Genomic DNA, 21,644 nt, shown 5'->3' with positions numbered 1-21,644 from the left:
GTGCAGAAACACTCCACACCCAGCCCTGACCCGCACTCGCTCCAACCCGCACCCGGAAACGGTCTTCCGATGCGGAGGGCCGCCGCGTTCAGCCCGCCTGCGGCCGGAGCGGACGACTCACCCCACCTCGAGTACCGCCTTGCCGTGCAGGCGCCGCCCCAGCAATAGGTCCACCGCCTCCTCCACGTGGTCCCAGCCACCCCGCCATGAGACCTGCGCGTCCAGCTCGCCGGACGCGACCCGGGACGCCAGCCAGGTCAGGTCCGGCGCCAGGTCGCGTACCGCCAGCAGCGTGAAGGTGACGATGGAGCGATCGTGCCGCTCGGGGTCCGCGAACAGGGCGCCGTACGGGAAGCTCTCGCCCTCGTGCGAGGAGTGCCCCACCGCGACCAGCGTGCCGGACGGCACCAAGAGGCCGTGTGCCTCGACTAGTTGGGAACCGCCCACCATGTCCAGCACCCCGTGCACCGGCGCGGCGACCTCACTCGGCGCGGCGACCACCTCATGCGCCCCCAGCGCGCGCAGGCCGTCCCCGTGCGTGGCGGGATCGCCCGTCGATGCGATGACGTACGCCCCGCCCTTCCGGGCGAGTTGAACGGCGTACCGGCCGACACCGCCCGTCGCGCCGGTGACGAGGATCCGGCGTCCGAGGAGGGGGCCGACCCGGTGCAGGGCCCGCAGCGCGGACGCGCCCGCGACCGGCACCGTGCTGATCGCACCGAGGTCCGCGCCCTCCGGCACGATGCCGATCATGTCCGTGTCCACGGCGCGGAGTTCGGCCCAGGCGCCGTTGGCGCCGAGGGTGACCACGGGCGTACCGGCCGCCGGACCCGAGCCGTCGGCGGCGGCGTGCTCGACGTACCCGGCGGCGTCCCAGCCGAGGACCGCACCTTCCGCCGCGTTGGGGATGCCGATGCGCACCTCGCCGTAGTTGAGCGATATCGCGGTGACCCGGACCAGCGCCTGGTGCGGGGCCGGTACGGGATCGGGGGCCTGGCCGAGGCGGAGCCCGGCGGGCTGGGTGGGGTCGACGTGCAGAGCGCGCATATCGGTACGCCTTTCGGTGAGTCGAGGGCCTGAGTCAAGGGCTGACGGCACAGTTATGCCACTGAGTGGCACGAGCCCGCAAGTGGCATTCGCGCCCTGGTACGCTCGCGGCATGAGCACCGCGCTGCCCCCGCACGACCCCGACCCCCGGCTTCCGCTGCGTGAACGCAAGAAGCAGCGCACCCGGCAGGCGCTGATCGACTCGGCACTGCGGCTGTTCACCGAGCGCGGCTTCGACAAGGTGACGCTGGACGAGCTCTGCGAGACGGTGGAGGTCTCCAAGCGGACCTTCTTCCGCACGTTCAGCAGCAAGGAGGACGTGGCGAGCGCGCCTCTGCAGGACCTGTGGCTGGCCTTCGTCGACGACCTCCGGACCCGCGACCCGGAGGGCGGCCCGCTGCTGGAGCTGCTCCAACGGTCGCTGTTCGCCGCCCTGGAGCAGATGACCGCCGAGGGGTGGTCGCAGCGGGCGCGCCTCAGCTACCAACTCACCGAGCGGACACCCTCGATGAAGGCGCACGGCCTGCATTTCTGTGAGGAGGTCACGCGTGAGGTGCTCGACGTCCTGCGCCGTCGCCTGGCTCTCGGCGAGGACGGCGACCTACGGCCCCGGCTGGCCGTGGACCTGCTGGTCGCGGGCTTCCACTGCGCACTCGCCGCGTGGACGGCGACGCCGGGCGCACCGGACCGCGAGGAGCTCGCCTCCCGGATGCGGGAGGCGTTCGCGGCGGTGCCGGGGGCGTTGACGATGCAGGCGGCGCTGCGGAAGTGACCCCGTTCGCATCGGCAATGCGTGTGGATCGGTTCGCCGGATGGGCCCTCCTGCGCGTATGGCTGCCGCCTACAGTGACCGTATGAACAAGAAGCTCGTGATCAAGGTGACGGCGGGTGCGGACGCGCCCGAGCGGTGTTCGCAGGCGTTTACGGTGGCGGCCGTCGCGGTGGCCAGCGGGGTCGAGGTGTCGCTGTGGCTGACCGGGGAGTCGTCGTGGTTCGCCCTTCCGGGCCGGGCGGCGGAGTTTGAACTGCCGCATGCGGCACCGCTGCCGGAGCTGATCGAGGGGATCCAGGCCGGAGGCGGAATGATCACGGTGTGCACGCAGTGCGCGGCGCGCCGGGGCATCGAGGAGAAGGACTTGATCGCGGGGGCACGGATCGCGGGGGCGCAGGTTTTCGTGGGGGAGATCATGGCGGAGGGCGTACAGGCGCTGGTGTACTGAGCGGCCACGGGCGGGGCTCGGTCACGCCACCAGGCCGTCGCTGCGTCATGGTCGAACTCGGCCAGTGAGTCGGGACATCGTCTGCTCGTATGCCGTGCATGACTTGCCCAGCAGTGCCGCCGCCGGGCTGATCTCGGCTCGCTCCAGCCGGGACAGCGGCGAGCGCCTCTTGGCATGATCGGCGCGGAATGGCTTACTGATCGGCGGAACCGATACCGCATACCGGGGGAAGTCATGGACGAATGGATACCCGAACCCGACGACCGGGTGACCGTGCTGGCGGAGCAGCAGCGGCTGGGCCGCTGGCGGACGGGGGCGGCGAATGTGCAGGGCAGCTTTCGCAAGCAATGGGGTGATGCGCGGCTCCACTTGTACGAGAACGGGCTGATCGTCACCGCTCCCGAGAACTCCGAGTGGCTGTACCGCTGGGAGTCGACGACGGTCCTCCAGCACCTGACCACGCTCAACGGCAAGATGCAGGATGCCACGTACACACTGATCGGTCCGGACGGCGCCGCCCTGACGGTCGGGCGCGGCGGCAACGGGATCTTCCGCCGTGAGTACGAGCGATTCGGAATCACGTCGTACACCCGTGGTCCCTGGGTCGTGTACGAGCGTGCGTGGGGTCCGGAGATCCAGAAGGGCGTGGCGAGCGCACAGTGGCCGACGACGGTCGAACGGCTGCGCAGGGGCGAGACGGTGATGTTTGGTCGCATCAGCGTCGACCACCGCACGGTGACGATAGGGAAGAAGAGCGAGAGCTGGACGCGGATCGCCAAGGTCCGTACCTCGAACGGGAACGTGTTCCTCGAGGACGCCCGCGGACGGGGATTGCTCTTCACCAGTGCGTCCAAGGTCCCCAATCTCCATCTGTTCCTCGCGTTGGCGGACCAGTTGCGGGGCTGACCCCGCAGGGGCGTTCCCTCGGAGGCCGGAAGTCATCCGTGTTCGCCCCCGCTTCGTCGATGCGCTGGTGTAGGGCTCTCAGGCGGCAGTGGTCAGGGTCTTCTTGCTGGCGGCGGCCGGGGTGGGAGCGAGAGTCCGCCCGGCGGTGCGGCGGCCGTGGATGTTGTTCGCGATCACGGCGGTGAGGGTGATGGCGACGCCGGTCAGCTCGGCGATGGTGGGCTGGTGGCCGCGGATGGCCTGGATGGTGAAGGCGGTGATGGGGACCAGGTTGATGAACAGGACGCCGTTGGCGGGGCCGAGGGTGCGGGTGGCGTGGTTGAAGGCGAGGATCGCGACGGCGGTGGCGGGGATGGCCATGTAGAGGATCTGCCACCAGCCGGCCGCATAGTCGCCGATGCCGGGGGTGGGAATCCAGCCGATGGCGCCGGCGGTGAGGGTGACGATGGCGATGGTGAGGGTGCCCAGGACGCTGGTGACGGCGGTGTAGCGCAGGACGGAGAAGGCGGGGAAGCCGGCGGCGCTGGTGGTGTAGATGATCCAGCCGATGACGCCGGCCAGGATGAGCAGGCCGCCGGGGCCGATGCCGCCGGTGAAGACGGCGAGGGGGTTGCCGTTGCCCAGGACCATGGCGACGCCGGTCAGGGCGAGCAGGACCAGGCCGAGGGTGGTGGCGGTGGGGCGCTTCTTGGTGCGGGCCCACATCACGATGACGGTGATGGCGGGCATCGTGGCCATGATCAGGGAGGCGGTGGGGGCCGGGGTGGACTCGAGTCCGAGGTAGGTGAGCAGGTTGAAGGCGGCGAAGCCGAGTGAGCCGAGCCCCCAGAGCTTGAGGAACTTCCCGTCCGTGCGCAGGGCCTTGCGGCCCTCGATGGCCAGCAGGGCGATCACGAAGATCGCGGAGCCGAGGGCGAAGCGGGCCAGGGTGAGGTGGAAGGGATCGACGTGGCCGAAGACGGACTTGGCTACGGCGAACATGCCGCCGAAGGCGAGGGCGGTGGCCAGGCCCCCGGCGGCTGCGGCGGTGGTCTTCAACTCGGCCATGAGGGTCTCCCGGTGGTGCAGGTTCGTTAACTCGTATGTTCGTTGGTTGGCGAACACGTGGGTTAACGTATATGCGTGGCCGAGAGTCGGTCAACCGGTGTTCGCCAACATGCGAACACCGGTGTTGATCTGGGAGACCAGTGCTGTGAAGCCGCTCCATCACCCCCGTGTCGAGGACGTCAGGGTCTATGCCGTGCTCCATGCCCTGGCCGAGCCGGTCCGCATGCAGATCGTGCGGGCCCTGGTCGCCGCGGACGGCAGGCCGTGCGGGACCTTTGGTATCAACCTGAGCAAGTCGACCCTGTCCGCGCACTTCAAGGTGCTGCGCGAGGCGGGCATCCTGCACCAGGAGGCCGGCCCCGGCAACTCCCGCCTCAACACCCTGCGCCGCGAGGAGCTCGACGCCCGTTTCCCCGGCCTGCTCGACTCCGTCCTCAACGCGGTCGAGCTGACCGAGCCCGCCCTCGCATGATGTGCTGAATCACGCCGAGCGGCTATCGCTTGCCGTCCAGCTCGTCCCACCACTTGTCCGACTCCGGGTCGCCGGAGGGGTCGTCCCACCAGCGGTCGTCGGGGCCCCGGCGGTTGGCGACGATGGCCGCTACCGGGGGGATCACCATGGCGAAGAGGCAGAGGCCGACGGCCGCGGGGACGGAAAAGAGCCGTACGACGGCCCAGGCCAGGACGAACAGGCCGATGCAGGTGCCCATCATGGCGAAGTAGAGGTGTCTACGCCGCGCGTACACACAACCACGGTACGGCGGAGTCGGGCATGGCGCGAAGGGTCGCACTCCTCCATCAGCGGCGTCCAACCCCGGAGTGCGACCCTTCGCGCGCTTTGTGCGCCCTCTGACGTCGGGCGTCAGACGGCGATGGCGACCTCCGCCAGGTCGCCCTTGCGGGTGACGACGACCTTGCGGTCGGCGGTCGCGCCCGGGACGAGAGCGCGTACCGTCCAGGTGCCCTCGGCCGCGTAGAAGCGGAACTGTCCGGTCGCGGACGTCGGTACCTCGGCGGTGAACTCGCCGGTGCTGTCCAGGAGTCGGACGTAACCGGTGACGGGCTCGCCGTCGCGGGTCACCGAGCCCTGGATGGTGGTCTCACCGGCCTGGACGGTCGAGGTGTCCGGGCCGCCGGCCTTTGCTCCACACATAGGGGATCCTTTTGAATTCGCTGGAGAGGGAGGTCAGTTGGCGCCGAGCTCGATGGGGACGCCGACCAGGGAGCCGTACTCGGTCCAGGAGCCGTCGTAGTTGCGGACGTTGGGCCGGCCCAGCAGCTCGTGCAGGACGAACCAGGTGTGCGCGGAGCGCTCGCCGATGCGGCAGTAGGCGATGGTGTCCTTGGACAGGTCGACGCCCGCGTCCTGGTAGATGGTCCGCAGCTCGTCGTCGGACTTGAAGGTGCCGTCGTCGTTGGCGGCCTTCGACCACGGGATGTTGCGCGCGGTCGGGATGTGGCCGGGGCGCTGCGACTGCTCCTGCGGCAGGTGCGCGGGGGCGAGCAGCTTGCCGCTGAACTCGTCGGGCGAGCGGACGTCGACCAGGTTGAGCGAGCCGATGGCCGCCACCGCGTCGTCGCGGAAGGCACGGATCGAGGCGTCCTGGGGCTGGGCCCGGTATGCGGTGCGGGCGCGCTGCGGCACCTCGGCGACCAGGTCGCGGGAGTCCAGCTCCCACTTCTTGCGGCCGCCGTCGAGGAGGCGTACGTCCCGGTGGCCGTAGAGCTTGAAGTACCAGTAGGCGTAGGACGCGAACCAGTTGTTGTTGCCGCCGTAGAGGACGACCGTGTGGTCGCCCGCGATGCCCTTCTCGGAGAGCAGCTTCTCGAAGCCGGCCTGGTCGACGAAGTCACGGCGGACCTGATCCTGGAGATCGCGCTTCCAGTCGATCCGGATGGCGTTCTTGATGTGGTTCTTGTCGTAGGCCGAGGTGTCCTCGTCGACCTCGACGATGACGGTGTTCGGGTCGTCGAGGTGGGCCTGTACCCAGTCGGCGTCCACCAGGACGTCACTGCGACTCATGCTGTTCTCCTCCGAAGGTTGTGGACTGTCGCCGGTTGCGGTCGGGGCAGGGCAGCCGGATGCGGGGCGGCTGTTGGGAGGGGAGCGGGGTAAACGGTCCCCGTCAGGCACGGCGACACAGCATGGCGGCCACACGGCACAGGTCCACTGCCCGCCGCTCGGTGAGATCCGCCTGTCGCTTCATGCGACCGATCGTAGGGACGGACGGGGAGATATGTCACCGGGGTGCCGGATAGTGAGACGCAATTGTTTGGAATATGAGACTTGTATCGCCTCCGGGCAAGGTCCGCTGCCCCTGTCGGCGCGCTCGTGACCGGCGGTATTGAGGTGCGGACGATGCCGTCTCGCACCCTGGACCTAGCCTGGACCGGCTAGCCGGCCAGCTTGATGTCGGTGCCGGTGAGCGTGATGTCGACGCCCTTCTCGGTCACCACGGCCTTGTCCAGCTTGAGACCCCTGGGCAGGCCGGTGATCTGCCGCTCGAAGTCGATCTTCCCGCGGAGCGTCTGCTCCAGGCCGGACGGCAGGCCCTGGGTGGGGACTTCGGAGGCGTGCAGCTTGATCGTGTTGCCATTGGCCACGGTCACCGTGGAGACCACGCTCTTCTCGCCGAGCAGCGGCACCTTGCCGGTGACCTTGACCCGCCCCGCGCCGGAGGAGTCCTTGCCGCCGTAGCCGACGGTGATGCCGGGGCCGTTGACCTTGCTCAGGTCCTCATAGGAGAGGTGGGCGCTGCCGCTCGCGCGATCCGCGGTGGCGGAGGTGAAGCTGGTGTTCATGCGGACGCCGCGCAGCGTGGCGTCGAAGCCGGAGACCCGGATCGAGTGCCCGGTGCCCGGGTCGGCGGTCACGCCGCCGTCGAGTGAGACCTCGACCTCGTCGAGCTTGGCGTCCGCGACCTGGGTCAGAAACGGAAAGCCCTTGATGGAGACGTCGGGAGTGCCGGAGAGATTCTGGCTGCTGCGTATCTTGTCCGCGGCCTTGTTCTCCGCGTAGTAGACCGCGATGCGGTCCGCGGCCACGAACAGGCCGCCCAGGACCACAACGACGATCAAGAGAGTGCGTATGGCGCGCATCGGGTGGTGATCCCCCAGGTTTCGGTTGGCTCTGCCGTTCCGGCGAGCCTAACCAAAGGGGGTTGCCGCGAGCATAAGTACGGCGACTCGGATGAGCGTAGGTACCGCGACTCAGAGAAGTACCCTGCCGATCACATAGACCACGGGGGAGGCCAGCGTCAGCGGCAGGGCAACACCCGCTGTCATATGGACAAAACGGGACGGGTAGTCGTAACTCGCCACGCGCAGGCCGACCAGCGCGCAGATCCCGGCCGCCAGCCCCAGCAGCGCGCCCGACGGGCCGACGCCGGTCAACTGGCCGCCCACGATGCCGGAACCGGCCGCCGCGATCAGGGCGATCACCGGGGAGGCGGCCGACGGCAGCGGCAGCGCCCGGGCCGGCGCCGTCATCGCCACCGCGAGCGCGCCGATCGCCACCGCGTGGGAGTCCGCCGCCAGCTGACCGGCCGCGAGCACCGCCAGCGCGGCCGACCCGGCGGCGGCCAGCAGCCCGTGCAGCCGCTCGTCCGGCGAGGCGTGGCCGCGCAGTTGCAGCACGATCACCAGCAGCAGCCAGCAGCCCAGGGTGCCGATGATCACCGTGGGCGCCTGCCCCTCGTCGGTGAGCAGTAGCCCGATGTCGGCGGCCAGCCCGCCCAGGAAGGCCAGCGCGATGCCCTGCCGCGCGGGCCACATGCCATTGAGCCGGAACCAGCCCGCCGCCGTCACGGCCTGCAGCAGCACCACAGGCACCGCTGCCGCGGGCCGCGGCAGCGGCGCGGCGAGCGCCAGCAGGGCCGCGAGCACGGCGGTCAGCAGCGCGGGCCGCAGGCCCGGCGCGAGGATCTGCGGCCGGCCCTCGGCCTTGGCCTTCTCCGCCGCCGTCATCGGCCTGGCGGGCTCCGGCTCCGGCTGCGGGGCGGGCTCGGGTTCGGCAACCGGCTCGGGCACCGGCTGGTACGGGGCCTGGTAGGCGGCCTGGTACGACGCCTGGTCCGGCGGATACCCGGGGGCCGCCAGCGGGCCGGGGCCGGTGGGGTGGCCGTAGGAGGCGGGCATCGGCTCCGCGACCGGAGCCGGCTGCTGCCAGGTCTGGGTGTCCCAAGTCTGGGTCTGCCAGGTCTGCGTCGGCTCCCCCTCCACGGGCGGGTAGCCGTGCTGCTGCTCCCCGGCCGCGGGCCAGGCCGCCTGCCCCTGCTCGGGGGCGTATGGGTAGTCGTACGCGCCGGGGGCGTGCGGCTCGTACGCCCCGCCGTAGGGATTGGGCTGCTCCGGCGGCGGTGCGTAGGGGTCATACGCGCCGTAGGGCTCGCGCGGTTGGTATGGATTGCGGTAGTGGTCGCTCATCGCGCCGGGATCACCCTCCTGCGAAGGGCGGGAGCACCTCGACGGTGCCGCCCTCGGCCAACTGGACCGTCGTGTGCTCGCGGGTGCCGACGGGGTCGCCGTCCACGAGGAAGGAACAGAGGGACAGCACGCGCGCGAACTCCGGCCGCCGCGCATGGCGCCGCCGGGCCGCGTCCAGCGCCTCGGCGAGCGTGTGCGCCGCGTATGGCTCCTCGGCCGTGCCCGCGGCGGCCTTCGCCGCGGCCCAGTACCGGATCGTGCCCGCCGGCGCCGGTGCCGATGGACCCGGCTGGACCGGGAGCACCGCCCGCGCCGTGTGTGTGGTCGCCACGGCCACCCCTTTCCCTACTTCTGCCTCCCCCATGATGACGGGTGCCGGGGTGCCTCAAGTCCCCAGTCGTAAAACAGAGGTCCTCCGGCCGGTGCTCGCATAGGCTGCTGGTGTGTTGGTACGACTTCTCCGGGCCTATCTCAGGCCCTATTCCCGGCCGATCGCGTTGGTCGTGCTCCTTCAACTCGTACAGACCCTCGCCACCCTCTATCTCCCCACGCTCAACGCGGACATCATCGACAAGGGCGTGGTCAAGGGGGACACCGGCTACATCCTCACCATCGGCGGCGTGATGATCGCCGTGACCCTGGTCCAGATCGTGTGCTCCATAGGCGCCGTCTACTTCGGCGCCCGCACCGCGATGGCGGTCGGCCGCGATCTGCGCGGCGCCGTCTTCGACCGGGTGCAGTCCTTCTCCGCCCGTGAGATGGGTCACTTCGGGGCGCCGTCGCTGATCACCCGTACCACCAATGATGTGCAACAGGTCCAGATGCTGGCCCTGATGACCTTCACGCTGATGGTGTCCGCGCCGATCATGTGCGTCGGCGGCCTGGTGATGGCCCTCAACCAGGATGTGCCGCTGTCCGCCCTGCTGCTGGCCATCGTTCCCGCGCTGGGCATCGTGGTCTCGCTGATCATCTGGCGGATGCGGCCGATCTTCCGCGGGGTCCAGGAGCGCATCGACACCGTCAACCGGGTGCTGCGGGAGCAGATCACCGGCATCCGGGTCATCCGCGCCTTTGTCCGCGACACCCATGAGCGGAAACGATTCCGGGGCGCCAACAGCGAGTTGATGGACGTCTCGCTGCGGGCCGGGCGGCTGATGTCGCTGATGTTCCCGTCCGTGATGCTGATCGTGAACCTGTCGTCGATCGCCGTGCTGTGGTTCGGCGGGAAGCGGATCGACGGCGGCCACATGGAGATCGGCGCGCTGACCGCGTTCCTCAGCTATCTGATGCAGATCCTGATGTCGATCATGATGGCCACCTTTATGTTCATGATGGTGCCGCGGGCCGAGGTCTGCGCCGAGCGCATCCAGGAGGTGCTGACCACCGACTCCAGCGTGGTGCCCCCCGTCGCGCCGGTCACCGAACTGCGCCGGCACGGTCATCTCGAGCTGCGCGGCGTGGAGTTCAGATACCCGGGCGCCGAGGAGCCCGTGCTCAAGGACGTCTCGCTGGTCGCCCGCCCCGGTGAGATCACCGCCGTGATCGGTTCCACCGGCAGCGGCAAGTCCACGCTGCTGGGCCTGATACCCCGCCTGTTCGACGCCACGGCCGGCGAGGTGCTGGTGGACGGCATCGATGTGCGGGACCTCGACCCGGCCCTGATGGCCACCGCCGTGGGCCTGGTGCCGCAGAAGCCCTATCTGTTCTCCGGCACGGTCGCCTCCAACCTGCGCTACGGACGGCCGGACGCCGACGACGGGGAACTGTGGCAGGCGCTGGAGACCGCGCAGGCCCGGGACTTCGTCGAGGCCATGGAGGACGGGCTGGAGGCCCCCATCGCCCAGGGCGGTTCCAATGTCTCCGGCGGGCAGCGCCAGCGCCTGGCCATCGCACGGGCCCTGGTCCGCAAGCCCGAGATCTATCTCTTCGACGACTCCTTCTCCGCGCTCGACTACGCCACCGACGCCCGGCTGCGGGCCGCGCTGGCCCGGGAGACCGGGGAGGCCACCGTGCTCATCGTGGCCCAGCGGGTCTCCACCATCCGGGACGCCGACCGGATCGTCGTCCTGGACGAGGGCCGCGTCGTCGGCACCGGCACCCACCCCGAGCTGATGGCCTCCAACGAGACCTACCGGGAGATCGTGCTCTCCCAGCTCACCGAGGAGGAAGCAGCGTGAGCACCCCGAACAAACCCGAGGGCCCCGAGGAAGGGGCCGCGCCACGCCGGGGACCGGCCCCGGCCGCCGGCATCGGGCGCTTCATGGGTGGCCAACCCACCGAGAAGTCCCTGCACTTCGGGCCCTCCGCCCGAAGGCTGCTGGCCCAGCTCCGCCCCGAGAAGGCGAGAGTCACGGTCATCATGCTGCTCGGCGTGATCAGCGTGGCCCTGACCGTCGTCGGCCCCAAGATCCTCGGCCATGCCACCGACCTGATCTTCTCGGGCGTCATCGGCCGGCAGCTGCCCGAGGGCACCACCAAGGCCCAGGCCATCGCCAATCTGCGGCACGAGGGCCACGGCAATATCGCGGATGTGCTGTCGGGCGTCGACTTCATCCCGGGCCATGGCATCGACTTCGACGCCGTCGGCATGGTGCTGCTGTGGGTGCTGCTGATCTATGTGGGCTCGTCCGTCTTCGGTCTCCTGCAGGCCCGGATCGCCACCAATGTCATCCAGCGGGCCGTCTTCCGGCTGCGCGAGCAGGTCGAGGAGAAGCTGGGCCGGCTGCCGCTGAGCTATTTCGACAAGCAGCAGCGCGGCGAGGTCCTCTCCCGCGCCACCAATGACATCGACAACATCGCCCAGACCCTGCAGCAGACCCTCAGCCAGATCACCGCCTCGCTGCTGACCATCGTGGGCGTGCTGGCGATGATGTTCTGGATCTCCTGGCTGCTGGCCCTGGTCGCCCTGGTGACGGTGCCCGTCTCGATCTATGTCACCACCGTCGTCGGCAAGCGCGCCCAGCCGCAGTTCGTCGCCCAGTGGAAGTCGACCGGCAAACTCAACGCCCATATCGAGGAGATGTACACCGGCCACTCGCTGGTGAAGGTCTTCGGCCGCCAGCGGGAGTCCGCGGAGACCTTCCGCAACGAGAACGAGGACCTCTACCAGGCGGGCTTCAAGGCCCAGTTCATCTCCGGCATCATCCAGCCCGCGATGATGTTCATCGGCAACCTCAACTACGTCCTGGTCGCCGTGGTCGGCGGCCTGCGGGTGGCCAGTGGCTCGCTGTCCATCGGCGACGTCCAGGCCTTTGTGCAGTACTCGCGCCAGTTCAGCCAGCCGCTGACCCAGGTGGCCTCGATGGCCAACCTGGTCCAGTCCGGAGTCGCCTCCGCCGAGCGGGTCTTCGAACTCCTCGACGCCGAGGAGCAGTCGGCGGACGCCGAGGACGCCCGGCGCCTCGGCCAGGTGCGCGGCGAGGTCTCCTTCGAGAAGGTCTCCTTCCGCTATGAGCCGGACAAGCCCCTGATCGAGGACCTGTCGCTGACCGTCCGGCCCGGCCAGACCGTCGCCATCGTCGGCCCGACGGGCGCGGGCAAGACCACGCTGGTCAATCTGCTGATGCGGTTCTACGAGGTCAACGGCGGCCGCATCACCCTGGACGGAGCGGATGTCGCCGCCCTGTCCCGCGAGGAACTGCGCTCCCACATCGGCATGGTCCTCCAGGACACCTGGCTGTTCGGCGGCACGATCGCGGAGAACATTGCCTATGGCGCCAATGAGGCGGCGTCGCGAAGCGACTCCGGCAAGGGTGGTGGCGGGCGACGGGTGGGCGTCTCCATGGACAAGATCGTCGCCGCGGCGAAGGCCACCCATGTCGACCGCTTCGTCCGCACCCTGCCCGATGGCTATGACACGGTGATAGACGACGAGGGCTCCAATGTCAGCGTCGGCGAGAAGCAGTTGATCACCATTGCCCGGGCGTTCCTGGCCGAGCCGGAGATCCTGGTGCTGGACGAGGCGACCAGCTCGGTCGACACCCGCACCGAGGTGCTCATCCAGCATGCGATGGCCCAGCTGCGAACGGGGCGCACCAGCTTTGTGATCGCGCACCGGCTGTCCACGATCCGCGACGCGGATGTGATTCTGGTGATGGAGTCGGGACGGATCGTGGAGCAGGGCAACCACGAGTCCCTGCTGGCGGCCGAGGGCGCGTACGCCCGGCTGTACGCGGCGCAGTTCGCGCAGCCGGTGGCGGAGGAGGAATCCGACCCGCTGGGGTCACCCACGCGGTGAGGTGCCCGGGCCCGGGCCTTGATCGCTGAGACGTGGGACCGGGCCACTCCCATGCGCCGCGCCTGATCGACCTGCCGCACGCCGTGGCTCTTGCGGAGTGCGGCGAGGTCGATGCCCAAGCGCTTCGCTGGACGTGGGGTCATGCGACTGCGGGCCGTCCGTGGCTGGTCGCACCCACGCGGCGGAGCCGCACGGTGTCACAACCCCGCGCCGGACTTCGGCAAACCCGCTCAGTGCCTCCTTCGCCCGGCTTCTCCCAGGCGTCTGGTGTCGATGCTTTCCAGGGCGGCGACATAGGCGTCCATGACGCGACGGGCCGCGGGTGAGGCTTCCTTGGCTGCGAGCTCACGCCAGCGGCGGATGGTGAACTGGTGGTCATCATCGACGAATTCACGGGCCCGGCCAGGCGCCTCGGCTTCCAGCCGTTCGCGGAGGCGCGCGTCTTGTGTGCTGTGTCCGTCGGTGGTGATCACCACGGGATCTTCGTCATTCACCCAGGCGATATATCACGCCTGCATGACCTGTTGTGCAGACACGTGCACCCGTGCGCTCCCCGTGCTTCCGGTCGGCGGGTGCCCGTATGGTCGACCGCGGATCTGCCGATGCGGCGGCCCGCCTGAGGCGCGGATCCGGCTCGTACACCGCCTCGCCACGCACGTTTCTGCTGTCAAGAGTGCCAAGCGATGACCACCCAAAGTGATCGACGAAACACAAGACCGTGCAAAGTCGGCCGGGCCCGGGAAAGTCTTCTGGGTTATTCTGCTGGGCAGGAAGGATCCGGGCAGAGTCGCCCCCGGGTCCTTTTGTGCATTCGGACGCGCGGTGGTGCGCGCGGGCGGGCGCACGCGTGGTACCCACGTCGCAGGGACCGAGGAGACTGCCGATGAGTTCCCTACTGCTGCTCACCAACGCACTCCAGCCGTCCGCCGAGGTGCTCCCCGCGCTCGGGCTGCTGCTGCACAGCGTCCGGGTCGCCCCGGCCGAGGGGCCCGCCCTGGTGGATGTGCCCGGGGCCGACGTCATACTGATCGACGGCCGCCGCGATCTGCCCCATGTCCGCAGCCTCTGCCAGCTGCTGCGCTCCACCGGCCCCGGCTGTCCGCTGCTGCTGGTCGTCACCGAGGGCGGCCTGGCCGCCGTCACCGCCGACTGGGGCGTCGACGATGTGCTGCTGGACACCGCGGGCCCGGCGGAGGTCGAGGCACGGCTGCGGCTGGCGATGGGCCGCCAGCAGATCTCCACCGACGACAGCCCCATGGAGATCCGCACCGGCGACCTGTCGGTGGACGAGGCGACCTACAGCGCCAAGCTCAAGGGCCGGGTGCTGGATCTGACCTTCAAGGAGTTCGAGCTGCTGAAGTATCTGGCCCAGCACCCCGGCCGGGTCTTCACCCGGGCCCAGCTGCTGCAGGAGGTGTGGGGATACGACTACTTCGGCGGCACCCGCACCGTCGATGTGCATGTGCGGCGGCTGCGCGCCAAGCTCGGCCCGGAACACGAGTCCCTGATCGGCACCGTCCGGAACGTGGGCTATCGCTTCGTGGCTCCGGAGAAGGCGGAGAAGGCCGCCGAACGGACGGAGGAGCAGCCGAGGCGCCAGGACCCCGCGCCCGACCCCGACGACGAACGGCCGCGGGCCGCGGCCAAGACCTCGCGGCCGGCGAAACGGTAGCCGCCCGTGGCGGTGGCACGGGCCCGGCAACCGATGCCGATCCGTGAGGAATCGTCCGGACAAGCCGCACGTGGACCCGCGTAGACTGCCCGCCGTGGCCAAGGTGACGCGGGACGATGTGGCGAGGCTGGCGGGGACGTCCACGGCGGTGGTCAGCTACGTCATCAACAACGGGCCGCGGCCGGTGGCACCGGCGACCAAGGAGCGGGTGCTCGCCGCGATCAAGGAACTGGGGTACCGGCCGGACCGGGTGGCCCAGGCGATGGCCTCCCGGCGGACGGACCTGATAGGCCTGATCGTCCCGGACGCGCGCCAGCCCTTCTTCGCGGAGATGGCCCACGCGGTGGAACGGGCCGCGGCCGAGCGCGGCAAGATGGTCCTGGTCGGCAACTCCGACTACCTCGACGAGCGCGAAGTCCACTATCTGCGGGCCTTCTTGGGCATGCGGGTCTCCGGGCTCATCCTGATCAGCCAGGGACCGAGCGAGCACGCCGCCATAGAGATCGACGCCTGGGACGCCCGGGTGGTGCTGATGCACCGCAGGCCGGACGCGATCGACGACGTCGCCGTGGTCACGGACGACGTCGGCGGTGCACAGCTGGCCACCCGGCACCTGCTGGAGCACGGCCACCCGTATGTCGCCTGCCTCGGCGGAACGGAGCGCACCCCGACCATAGGGGACCCGGTCACCGACCATGTCGAGGGCTGGCGGCGGGCCATGCGGGAGGCGGGCAAGTCCCTGGAGGGACGCCTCTTCCCGGCCCCCTACGACCGTTATGGCGCCTACCGGATCGCCCTGGAACTGCTGTCCGGCCCGGACCGGCCGCCCGCCGTGGTCTGCGCCACGGACGACCAGGCGATCGGGGTGCTGCGGGCCGCGCGCGAGTTGCGCATCGAGGTGCCGGGTGAACTGGCCGTCGCCGGGTTCGACGACGTCAAGGAGGCGGCCCTGACGGATCCGCCGCTCACCACGGTCTCCTCCGACCGGCAGGCGATGGCGCGGTCGGCGGTGGACCTGGTGCTGGATGACGCGCTGCGATTCACCGGGACGCGACGGGAGCGGCTCAAGCAGTTCCCCTCGGCGCTGGTGGTCCGGCGCTCCTGCGGCTGCGGTTCGCCCGCGGCGGGCTGAGGATGCACGGTGCCCCGGCGCGCGCCCGATGCGCGGGGCGGCCGGTGCGGACACCGGGGCCGCGCTCTCCCGGCCACCGCCGGACACCCCTTATGCGCGGCCTACGAGCTTCTGCCCCCCTTCTCAGTGCGCACTCAGACTCCTCTCATGAACGCGGCGCAGAGTCGTGGGCATGACGGAAAACCAGCAGCCGCAGCAGCCCTACACCTACCCGACGCCGCCGGCCCACCCCCCGCAGCAGCCGGTCACCACGGCCGCCGGGGTCACCGTCCGGCACGGTGCCGGTGACGGTGGCGCCCACGGCGGAGGCGGCGACTACGCCGGCTTCGCCGAGCCCGCGCAGCCGGGCCCCCGCCGCCCCCGCCGCACCGGTGCGCTCATCGCCGCCTGCGCCCTGGTCGCCGCCCTGGTCGGCGGCGGGTCGGCCGCGCTGGTCGGCGGGCTGATGCACAAGACCGGGGACAGCAGCCGGTCCACGCCCGTCCAGAACGCCTCCGTCAAGAGCGGCGGCGTCTCCGCCGTCGCCAAGGCGGTCAGCCCCAGCATCGTGGAGATCAAGGCGGCCACCGACGGCGGCCAGTCCACCGGATCCGGCGTGATCATCAGCGCCGACGGCGAGGTCATCACCAACAACCACGTGGTCTCCGGCGCCGACACCGTCCAGGTCACCCTCAGCGACGGCACCACCAGGACCGCCAAGGTCGTCGGCACCGACCCCGGCAAGGACCTCGCCCTGATCAAGATCCAGGGCGCCGGAGGACTCAAGACCGCCAAGCTCGGCGACTCCAACAAGCTCCAGGTCGGCGACCAGGTCGTGGCCATCGGCTCGCCCGAAGGCCTCACCGGCACCGTGACCAGCGGCATCGTCTCCGCCCTCAACCGCGATGTCACCGTCGCCAAGGAACCGGGACAGAGCCAGAGCAGGCAGCGGCAGGGCGGCGGACCCCAATGGCCGTTCGAGTTCGGCGGCAACCAGTACAACGGCGACACCGGCTCGTCCAAGACCACCTACAAGGCCATCCAGACCGACGCCTCGCTCAACCCCGGCAACTCCGGCGGCGCCCTCATCAACATGAACGGCGAGATCATCGGCATCAACTCCGCGATGTACGCGGCCTCCGGCGGCTCCTCGGACGCCGCGGGCAGCGTCGGTCTCGGATTCGCCATCCCGGCCAACACCGTCAAGGCCGACCTCGCGAAGCTGCGCTCCGGCGGCACCGGCGACTGAGCGCGCCACCGCCCCGGCGCCGTGCGAGGCTGAAGGAGCCCCGCCGCCGAACCACCGTGAGGTAGACCGATGAGCCCCGCCGACCACGGCGACCAGAGCGCCCGCATCCTGATCGTGGACGACGAGCCCGCCGTCCGCGAGGCACTGCGCCGCAGTCTCGCCTTCGAGGGGTACGACACCGTACTGGCCGTCGACGGGCTCGACGCACTCGACCAGGTCGCCGCCCACGACCCCGAACTGATCGTGCTGGACGTCCTGATGCCCCGCATGGACGGCCTCACCGCCGCCCGGCGGCTGCGCGCCTCCGGCACCACCACCCCGATCCTCATGCTGACCGCCCGCGACACCGTCGGGGACCGCGTCACCGGTCTCGACGCGGGCGCCGACGACTATCTCGTCAAACCCTTCGAGCTCGATGAACTCCTCGCCCGCATCCGGGCCCTGCTGCGCCGCAGCTCCTATGCCGCACCCACCGCCCCCGCCGAGGGGCACACGCTCGGCCTCGCCGATCTGCGCATGGACCTGGACACCCGCGAAGTCACCCGCGGCGCACGCCGGGTGGAGCTGACCCGTACCGAGTTCACGCTGCTGGAGCTGTTCCTCGCCCACCCCCGGCAGGTGCTCACCCGGGAACAGATCCTCAAGGCCGTCTGGGGCTTCGAGTTCGAACCCTCCTCCAACTCCCTGGACGTCTATGTGATGTATCTGCGCCGCAAGACCGAGGCGGGCGGTGAACCCCGCCTGGTGCACACGGTGCGCGGCGTCGGGTATGTGCTGCGGGCGGACGGCGGCGGCAGCGCATGATCCACAGATTCCGTGCCCTGCCGCTGCGTTCACGCCTGGCGCTGCTGACGGCATTCGCGGTGGCGGTGGCGGTGGCGGTCGCCGCGGGGGCGTGCTGGCTGGTGACCAAGCAGCAGCTCGAGGAACAGCGGGATGCGACACTGACCAGCCAGCGGGTTGCCGACGGGTCCGCCAGGGCGCTGCTGAACGGGTGCGAGACCGGCACCCCGGTGAAGTCCCTCTACCCCAGCTCGTACACCATCCAGGTCATCACCGCCGAGGGCACGGTCTGCACCGCGCCCGACAAGTCCCCGGTCGCGATCGACGCCGACGACCTGGCGGTCGCCCAGGGCGAAGAGGACCGGCCGGTGCTGCACGACGCCCGGGCCAAGGACGGCACCGAGATGCGGGTCGTCACCCGCTCCACCACCCTGCCGGGCACCGCGGTGTCCATCGCCCAGCCGGTCAGCGGGGTCACCAAACCGCTGAACGCCCTGGCCCTGGTGCTGGTGCTCACCGCCGGGGTCGGCGTCCTCGGCGCGGCCGTCGCCGGGCTGTGGATCGCCCGCGCCGCGCTGCGCCCGGTCGACCAGCTCACCGGGGCCGTGGAGCACATCGCCCGCACCGAAGACCTGGCGGTCCGCATCCCGGTGGACGGCGAGGACGAGATCGCCCGCCTGTCGGCCTCGTTCAACTCCATGACGGCCGCCCTGGCCTCCTCCCGCGACCGGCAGCAGCAGCTGATCGCCGACGCGGGCCATGAGCTGCGCACCCCGCTCACCTCGCTGCGCACCAATATCGAGCTGCTGGCGCGCAGTGAGGAGACGGGCCGGGCGATCCCGCCCGAGGACCGCAAGGAGCTGCTGGCCAGCGTCAAGGCGCAGATGACGGAACTGGCCGACCTGATCGGCGACTTGCAGGAGCTGTCCCGCCCCGACTCCGCGCCCGGCAGCGGCCCGCTGCAGGTGATCGGCCTGCACGAGACCGCCGAGCGGGCCCTGGAGCGGGCCCGGCTGCGGGCCTCGGGGCGGACGATCCGGGCCGAGCTGGACCCTTGGTATGTACGGGCCGAACCGGCCGCCCTGGAGCGGGCCCTGGTCAATCTGCTGGACAATGCGGTCAAGTTCAGTCCGCCGGGCGGGGTGGTGGAGGTGCGGCTGGCCGGGGGCGAGCTGACCGTGCGCGACCACGGGCCCGGCATCCCGGCCGATGAACTCCCGCATGTCTTCGACCGCTTCTGGCGCTCGCCCTCGGCCCGGAGCCTGCCGGGCAGCGGGCTGGGGCTGTCGATCGTCGCCCGTACCGTGCGCCGGGCGGGCGGCGAGATCTCCCTCCGCCCGGCGGCGGGCGGGGGCACGGTGGCCTCGGTGCGGCTGCCGGGGGCAGCCGTGGAGCCGCCGCCGCTCTAGGCGTCCAATCGGTCTGAGCGGTCAGGGGCCAAGCGGGCGGCGATTTCCGGTCGTTGCCGTCGAGTTGCGTGCCCTTTCGGGAGGATGCGGCATAGCGTGAGCTGCTTCGAGAGGTCAACTCCGGGAGGTTTCAGCATGATTGTCGTCACGGCGGCGACCGGTCACATCGGGCGCCAACTGGTGGAACAGCTCCTCGCGGAGGGTGTCACGGAGATCCGGGCGGTGACCCGCAGCCCCGAGCGGGCCCAGCTTCCGGCGGGCATCGAGGTCGTCAAGGGGGAGCTCGCGCCGGGCCGGGAGGGGGAGTTGACCGCGCTCTGCCGGGGCGCCCAGTCGCTGTACCTCAACCTGGCCGCCACCTCGGGCGCGTCCAACCGGGCCCTGGTCGACGCCGCGGTGGCGGCCGAGGTGCGGCGCATCGTCCTCAACTCCTCGGTCTCCGTGCTCTATGGCGAGGAGGGCGGTCTCATCGCCCGGAGCCATCTGGACGCGGAGAACGCGATCCGCGACTCGGGGCTCGAATGGTGCTTCGTCCGCGGCGGCATGTACGCCACCAACGCGCTCAACTGGGCGCGGGAGATCCGGGCCGGCGGTGTGGTGCACGGTGCCCATGCCCAGGCCGTCGGCGCCCCGGTGCACGAGGCGGACATCGCGGCCGTGACCGCGCGGGCGCTGCTGGACGAGAAGGGCGCCCAGGTGGGCCGGGCGCACGTGCTGACCGGCCCGGCCGCGGTCACCTTCGCCGAGCAGGCCGCCGAGATCGGCCGGGCCATCGGGCGCCCGGAGGTGCGGTTCCAGGAGATCCCGGAGGACGAGGCGGTGGCCGCGATGACCGCGGGCGGGGTGCCGGAGCCGCTGGCCCGGGAGATCGTCGGCTACTTCGGCCGGACGATCGGCGAGCAGCCGTTGATCACGGATGAGGTGGCGCAGGTGACCGGCCGCCCGGCCCGTACCTTCGCCGAGTGGGCGCGGGATCACCGGGCCGACTTCAGCTGAGGGAGGTGCCCTCTTGAGGAACCGGCCTGATCGACCGCGCCTTCGCCTGGTCGAGGAGGACGGCCGGGAGCGCGAGCACTGCCAGGCCGGCACCGATCCAGGGGATGGACGTGAGGCCGGCGCCGGCGTTGAGGGCGGCTCCGGCGAGCAGGGGGACGAGGCTGATGCCGAGTTGGAACATCGAGACGGCGGTCGCCCCGGCGAGCGTGGGCGCTTGCGCCGCGATGCTGAACACCCGCCCGTAGCAGGCCGGGTTCAGCACGAATCCCGCGATCCCGAGGATCAGGACGAGCGGGATGACGGCCAAGGCGTAGTCGGCGAGGACGGCGAGCAGGAGAGAGCTGACTCCTATCCCGATCGCGCCGACCAGAAGCGCGTGATGGGGGCGGCTGTCGGCGATTCTGCCTCCGATCGAAAGGCCCAGGAAGGCGCCGATGCCGAACAGCGTGAGGATGGCGGGGACCCACACCTCGGTGATGCCGGTGATGTCGGTCAGGAATGCCGCGAGGTAGTTGTACGAGATCATGTAGGCGGCGGTGCTCAGGAGGGTGGCGGCGTAGACGACCCACAGTTGCGGTCGTCGCATGGTGCGGAGCTCCCGCCGGACGCTCGGTTCCCGGCCCGTACTTGTCGCAGGCATGGCGACCACGGTCAGGATCGCACCGGCGGCGGTGAGGGCGACGACAATCCAGAATCCGCCCCGCCACCCGGTGAAGTGACTGACCAACGCGCCGGCCGGACCGCCGACCACCATGGCGAGACTGAGCCCGCTCACGACCACGCCGGAGGCGCGTGCGGTGCGGTCGGGTGTGACGAGGCCGATCGCGGTGACCGTTGCGACCGCGAAGAAGCCGGCATAGGCGAGACCGCAGAGGAATCGGGTTGCCAGCAACAGGGCGAAGCCGTCGGCGAGGAGGCCGATCGCCAACGAGGCGGCGAAGACGGCCTGCGCGGTCACCAGCGTGGTCCGTCGTGGCCAGCGCAGGGTCAGGACGGCCAGGGGCGGCCCGCCGAGTACCACACCGATGGCAAACGTCGAGATCAACCAGCCGGCCGAGGACAGCGAGATCTCCAGGTCGTCACCGATCGCCGGTAGGACCCCGGCGACCAGGAACTCCGTGCTGCCCATGGCGAACAGACTGAACGCGAGCAGGTAGACCGGCAGGGGCAGCCTCTTGCGGGACGCCGATGCCGAACCCGGGGTGGGTGAGCGCACGAGCGGACCTCCTTGCTCGACCATGACGGACTGTCAGGCAGCCGTGGTGTGGCGCTGTTGCGCTATCGCGCACGGAGCCCCTCGTCGGCCACCTGCTCGGCACGATCGTTCAGCGAAGGCGGGCGGACAACTTCTGTTGCCGAAATCGGGACGCGGGCGATGGCGCGAGACGGCGCACCGATCGCGCTACCAGCGCTCCCAATGCAGGACCTCCTCCCGAGGGACGCGGCGGGCGGGCCTGAACTCGGTGCTGATCGTGAACGCAAGGGGATTGACATCCTCCCCCTCGTAAACGAGGGGGATTCCTACGGCTCGCGCCGTGGGGT

Annotated in this window: 22 protein-coding genes; 12 read left to right on the top strand and 10 right to left on the bottom strand. The window is 70.4% G+C overall.

Going from position 1 to position 21,644, the window contains the following annotated elements; all coding sequences use genetic code 11:
- Positions 1 to 117 precede the first annotated feature (117 nt).
- Positions 118 to 1,047 carry a zinc-binding dehydrogenase gene (locus ABCR83_RS29425; RefSeq protein ID WP_462698269.1) on the bottom strand — a complete coding sequence of 310 codons (930 nt, stop codon included), beginning with the start codon at positions 1,045 to 1,047 and terminating at the stop codon, positions 118 to 120.
- A gap of 112 nt (positions 1,048 to 1,159) precedes the next feature.
- Between ABCR83_RS29425 and ABCR83_RS29420 the strand changes: the two genes are divergently transcribed.
- The 3 genes from ABCR83_RS29420 to ABCR83_RS29410 all read left to right on the top strand — a co-directional run bounded on the left by ABCR83_RS29420 (position 1,160) and on the right by ABCR83_RS29410 (position 3,173).
- Positions 1,160 to 1,819, top strand: a complete 660-nt coding sequence (locus ABCR83_RS29420; RefSeq protein WP_462698268.1) for a TetR/AcrR family transcriptional regulator — start codon at positions 1,160 to 1,162, stop codon at positions 1,817 to 1,819.
- An 82-nt stretch (positions 1,820 to 1,901) separates the two neighbouring features.
- Complete coding sequence (locus ABCR83_RS29415) at positions 1,902 to 2,267, top strand: DsrE family protein (RefSeq protein ID WP_462698267.1); 366 nt, start codon at positions 1,902 to 1,904, stop codon at positions 2,265 to 2,267.
- Between the two features lie 234 nt (positions 2,268 to 2,501).
- Positions 2,502 to 3,173, top strand: coding sequence for a DUF6585 family protein (locus ABCR83_RS29410; protein ID WP_462698266.1), 672 nt, complete (start codon positions 2,502 to 2,504; stop codon positions 3,171 to 3,173).
- Between the two features lie 78 nt (positions 3,174 to 3,251).
- Here ABCR83_RS29410 and ABCR83_RS29405 read toward each other — a convergent pair whose 3' ends face one another.
- Positions 3,252 to 4,220, bottom strand: coding sequence for a DMT family transporter (locus ABCR83_RS29405; RefSeq protein WP_462698265.1), 969 nt, complete (start codon positions 4,218 to 4,220; stop codon positions 3,252 to 3,254).
- Positions 4,221 to 4,365: 145 nt separating this feature from the next.
- On the opposite strand from ABCR83_RS29405, the gene ABCR83_RS29400 reads away from it, so the two are divergent.
- Positions 4,366 to 4,692 (top strand): ArsR/SmtB family transcription factor, encoded by a 327-nt coding sequence (locus ABCR83_RS29400; RefSeq protein ID WP_462698264.1) that lies wholly within the window; start codon positions 4,366 to 4,368, stop codon positions 4,690 to 4,692.
- 22 nt (positions 4,693 to 4,714) lie between these two features.
- Here the strand turns inward: ABCR83_RS29400 and ABCR83_RS29395 are convergent, their stop codons facing one another.
- The 6 genes from ABCR83_RS29395 to ABCR83_RS29370 form a co-directional block, all read right to left on the bottom strand.
- Positions 4,715 to 4,966, bottom strand: a complete 252-nt coding sequence (locus ABCR83_RS29395) for a DUF3099 domain-containing protein (RefSeq protein WP_462698263.1) — start codon at positions 4,964 to 4,966, stop codon at positions 4,715 to 4,717.
- A 116-nt stretch (positions 4,967 to 5,082) separates the two neighbouring features.
- Positions 5,083 to 5,373: a DUF1416 domain-containing protein gene (locus ABCR83_RS29390; RefSeq protein WP_462698262.1), complete on the bottom strand. Its 291-nt coding sequence runs from the start codon at positions 5,371 to 5,373 to the stop codon at positions 5,083 to 5,085.
- A 33-nt stretch (positions 5,374 to 5,406) separates the two neighbouring features.
- The gene (locus tag ABCR83_RS29385; RefSeq protein ID WP_462698261.1) at positions 5,407 to 6,243 is read right to left on the bottom strand and encodes a sulfurtransferase; all 837 of its coding nucleotides are present in this window, start codon (positions 6,241 to 6,243) and stop codon (positions 5,407 to 5,409) included.
- Between the two features lie 371 nt (positions 6,244 to 6,614).
- Positions 6,615 to 7,319 carry an LmeA family phospholipid-binding protein gene (locus ABCR83_RS29380; protein WP_462698260.1) on the bottom strand — a complete coding sequence of 235 codons (705 nt, stop codon included), beginning with the start codon at positions 7,317 to 7,319 and terminating at the stop codon, positions 6,615 to 6,617.
- Between the two features lie 111 nt (positions 7,320 to 7,430).
- Positions 7,431 to 8,645: a hypothetical protein gene (locus ABCR83_RS29375; protein ID WP_462698259.1), complete on the bottom strand. Its 1,215-nt coding sequence runs from the start codon at positions 8,643 to 8,645 to the stop codon at positions 7,431 to 7,433.
- 10 nt (positions 8,646 to 8,655) lie between these two features.
- Positions 8,656 to 8,949: a MoaD/ThiS family protein gene (locus ABCR83_RS29370; protein ID WP_462698271.1), complete on the bottom strand. Its 294-nt coding sequence runs from the start codon at positions 8,947 to 8,949 to the stop codon at positions 8,656 to 8,658.
- Between the two features lie 139 nt (positions 8,950 to 9,088).
- Here ABCR83_RS29370 and ABCR83_RS29365 point away from each other — a divergent pair, with 139 nt between their 5' ends.
- Positions 9,089 to 10,822, top strand: a complete 1,734-nt coding sequence (locus ABCR83_RS29365; RefSeq protein ID WP_462698258.1) for an ABC transporter ATP-binding protein — start codon at positions 9,089 to 9,091, stop codon at positions 10,820 to 10,822.
- An 83-nt stretch (positions 10,823 to 10,905) separates the two neighbouring features.
- Positions 10,906 to 12,882 carry an ABC transporter ATP-binding protein gene (locus ABCR83_RS29360; protein ID WP_462698270.1) on the top strand — a complete coding sequence of 659 codons (1,977 nt, stop codon included), beginning with the start codon at positions 10,906 to 10,908 and terminating at the stop codon, positions 12,880 to 12,882.
- A 230-nt stretch (positions 12,883 to 13,112) separates the two neighbouring features.
- On the opposite strand, the gene ABCR83_RS29355 is transcribed toward ABCR83_RS29360, so the two are convergent.
- A complete protein-coding gene (locus ABCR83_RS29355; RefSeq protein ID WP_462698257.1) occupies positions 13,113 to 13,355 on the bottom strand; it encodes a hypothetical protein in 243 nt (80 codons plus the stop codon).
- Positions 13,356 to 13,765: 410 nt separating this feature from the next.
- On the opposite strand from ABCR83_RS29355, the gene ABCR83_RS29350 reads away from it, so the two are divergent.
- From ABCR83_RS29350 to ABCR83_RS29325, 6 genes are all read left to right on the top strand, one after another.
- Complete coding sequence (locus tag ABCR83_RS29350) at positions 13,766 to 14,554, top strand: winged helix-turn-helix transcriptional regulator (protein ID WP_462698256.1); 789 nt, start codon at positions 13,766 to 13,768, stop codon at positions 14,552 to 14,554.
- 94 nt (positions 14,555 to 14,648) lie between these two features.
- Positions 14,649 to 15,686 carry a LacI family DNA-binding transcriptional regulator gene (locus ABCR83_RS29345; protein ID WP_462698255.1) on the top strand — a complete coding sequence of 346 codons (1,038 nt, stop codon included), beginning with the start codon at positions 14,649 to 14,651 and terminating at the stop codon, positions 15,684 to 15,686.
- Between the two features lie 172 nt (positions 15,687 to 15,858).
- Positions 15,859 to 16,914 carry a S1C family serine protease gene (locus tag ABCR83_RS29340; RefSeq protein WP_462698254.1) on the top strand — a complete coding sequence of 352 codons (1,056 nt, stop codon included), beginning with the start codon at positions 15,859 to 15,861 and terminating at the stop codon, positions 16,912 to 16,914.
- A gap of 69 nt (positions 16,915 to 16,983) precedes the next feature.
- Entirely contained in the window at positions 16,984 to 17,718 is a 735-nt protein-coding gene (locus tag ABCR83_RS29335) for a response regulator transcription factor (protein WP_462698252.1), read from the top strand.
- Complete coding sequence (locus ABCR83_RS29330) at positions 17,715 to 19,106, top strand: sensor histidine kinase (protein WP_462698251.1); 1,392 nt, start codon at positions 17,715 to 17,717, stop codon at positions 19,104 to 19,106. Before ABCR83_RS29335 ends, ABCR83_RS29330 begins: the two co-directional genes overlap by 4 nt.
- 135 nt (positions 19,107 to 19,241) lie before the next feature.
- Positions 19,242 to 20,102 carry an NAD(P)H-binding protein gene (locus ABCR83_RS29325; RefSeq protein WP_462698250.1) on the top strand — a complete coding sequence of 287 codons (861 nt, stop codon included), beginning with the start codon at positions 19,242 to 19,244 and terminating at the stop codon, positions 20,100 to 20,102.
- On the opposite strand, the gene ABCR83_RS29320 is transcribed toward ABCR83_RS29325, so the two are convergent.
- Positions 20,095 to 21,318 carry an MFS transporter gene (locus ABCR83_RS29320; protein ID WP_462698249.1) on the bottom strand — a complete coding sequence of 408 codons (1,224 nt, stop codon included), beginning with the start codon at positions 21,316 to 21,318 and terminating at the stop codon, positions 20,095 to 20,097. The two genes, ABCR83_RS29325 and ABCR83_RS29320, sit on opposite strands and share 8 nt — an antisense overlap.
- Positions 21,319 to 21,644 lie beyond the last annotated feature (326 nt).

It is taken from the genome of Streptomyces xingningensis (assembly GCF_054957865.1).
The sequence above is the reverse complement of the archived record's forward strand: the minus strand, read 5'-3'. Positions and strand labels throughout refer to the sequence as shown.

What these genes read in the sequence shown, in the direction of transcription:
- ABCR83_RS29340 (WP_462698254.1), top strand. Translation starts at nt 15,859, where the DNA reads ATGACGGAAAACCAGCAGCCGCAGCAGCCCTACACCTACCCGACGCCG.
- ABCR83_RS29335 (WP_462698252.1), top strand. Translation starts at nt 16,984, where the DNA reads ATGAGCCCCGCCGACCACGGCGACCAGAGCGCCCGCATCCTGATCGTG.
- ABCR83_RS29390 (WP_462698262.1), bottom strand. Translation starts at nt 5,373, where the DNA reads ATGTGTGGAGCAAAGGCCGGCGGCCCGGACACCTCGACCGTCCAGGCC.
- ABCR83_RS29330 (WP_462698251.1), top strand. Translation starts at nt 17,715, where the DNA reads ATGATCCACAGATTCCGTGCCCTGCCGCTGCGTTCACGCCTGGCGCTG.
- ABCR83_RS29420 (WP_462698268.1), top strand. Translation starts at nt 1,160, where the DNA reads ATGAGCACCGCGCTGCCCCCGCACGACCCCGACCCCCGGCTTCCGCTG.
- ABCR83_RS29415 (WP_462698267.1), top strand. Translation starts at nt 1,902, where the DNA reads ATGAACAAGAAGCTCGTGATCAAGGTGACGGCGGGTGCGGACGCGCCC.
- ABCR83_RS29425 (WP_462698269.1), bottom strand. Translation starts at nt 1,047, where the DNA reads ATGCGCGCTCTGCACGTCGACCCCACCCAGCCCGCCGGGCTCCGCCTC.
- ABCR83_RS29385 (WP_462698261.1), bottom strand. Translation starts at nt 6,243, where the DNA reads ATGAGTCGCAGTGACGTCCTGGTGGACGCCGACTGGGTACAGGCCCAC.
- ABCR83_RS29380 (WP_462698260.1), bottom strand. Translation starts at nt 7,319, where the DNA reads ATGCGCGCCATACGCACTCTCTTGATCGTCGTTGTGGTCCTGGGCGGC.
- ABCR83_RS29350 (WP_462698256.1), top strand. Translation starts at nt 13,766, where the DNA reads ATGAGTTCCCTACTGCTGCTCACCAACGCACTCCAGCCGTCCGCCGAG.
- ABCR83_RS29375 (WP_462698259.1), bottom strand. Translation starts at nt 8,645, where the DNA reads ATGAGCGACCACTACCGCAATCCATACCAACCGCGCGAGCCCTACGGC.
- ABCR83_RS29410 (WP_462698266.1), top strand. Translation starts at nt 2,502, where the DNA reads ATGGACGAATGGATACCCGAACCCGACGACCGGGTGACCGTGCTGGCG.
- ABCR83_RS29405 (WP_462698265.1), bottom strand. Translation starts at nt 4,220, where the DNA reads ATGGCCGAGTTGAAGACCACCGCCGCAGCCGCCGGGGGCCTGGCCACC.
- ABCR83_RS29360 (WP_462698270.1), top strand. Translation starts at nt 10,906, where the DNA reads ATGGGTGGCCAACCCACCGAGAAGTCCCTGCACTTCGGGCCCTCCGCC.
- ABCR83_RS29325 (WP_462698250.1), top strand. Translation starts at nt 19,242, where the DNA reads ATGATTGTCGTCACGGCGGCGACCGGTCACATCGGGCGCCAACTGGTG.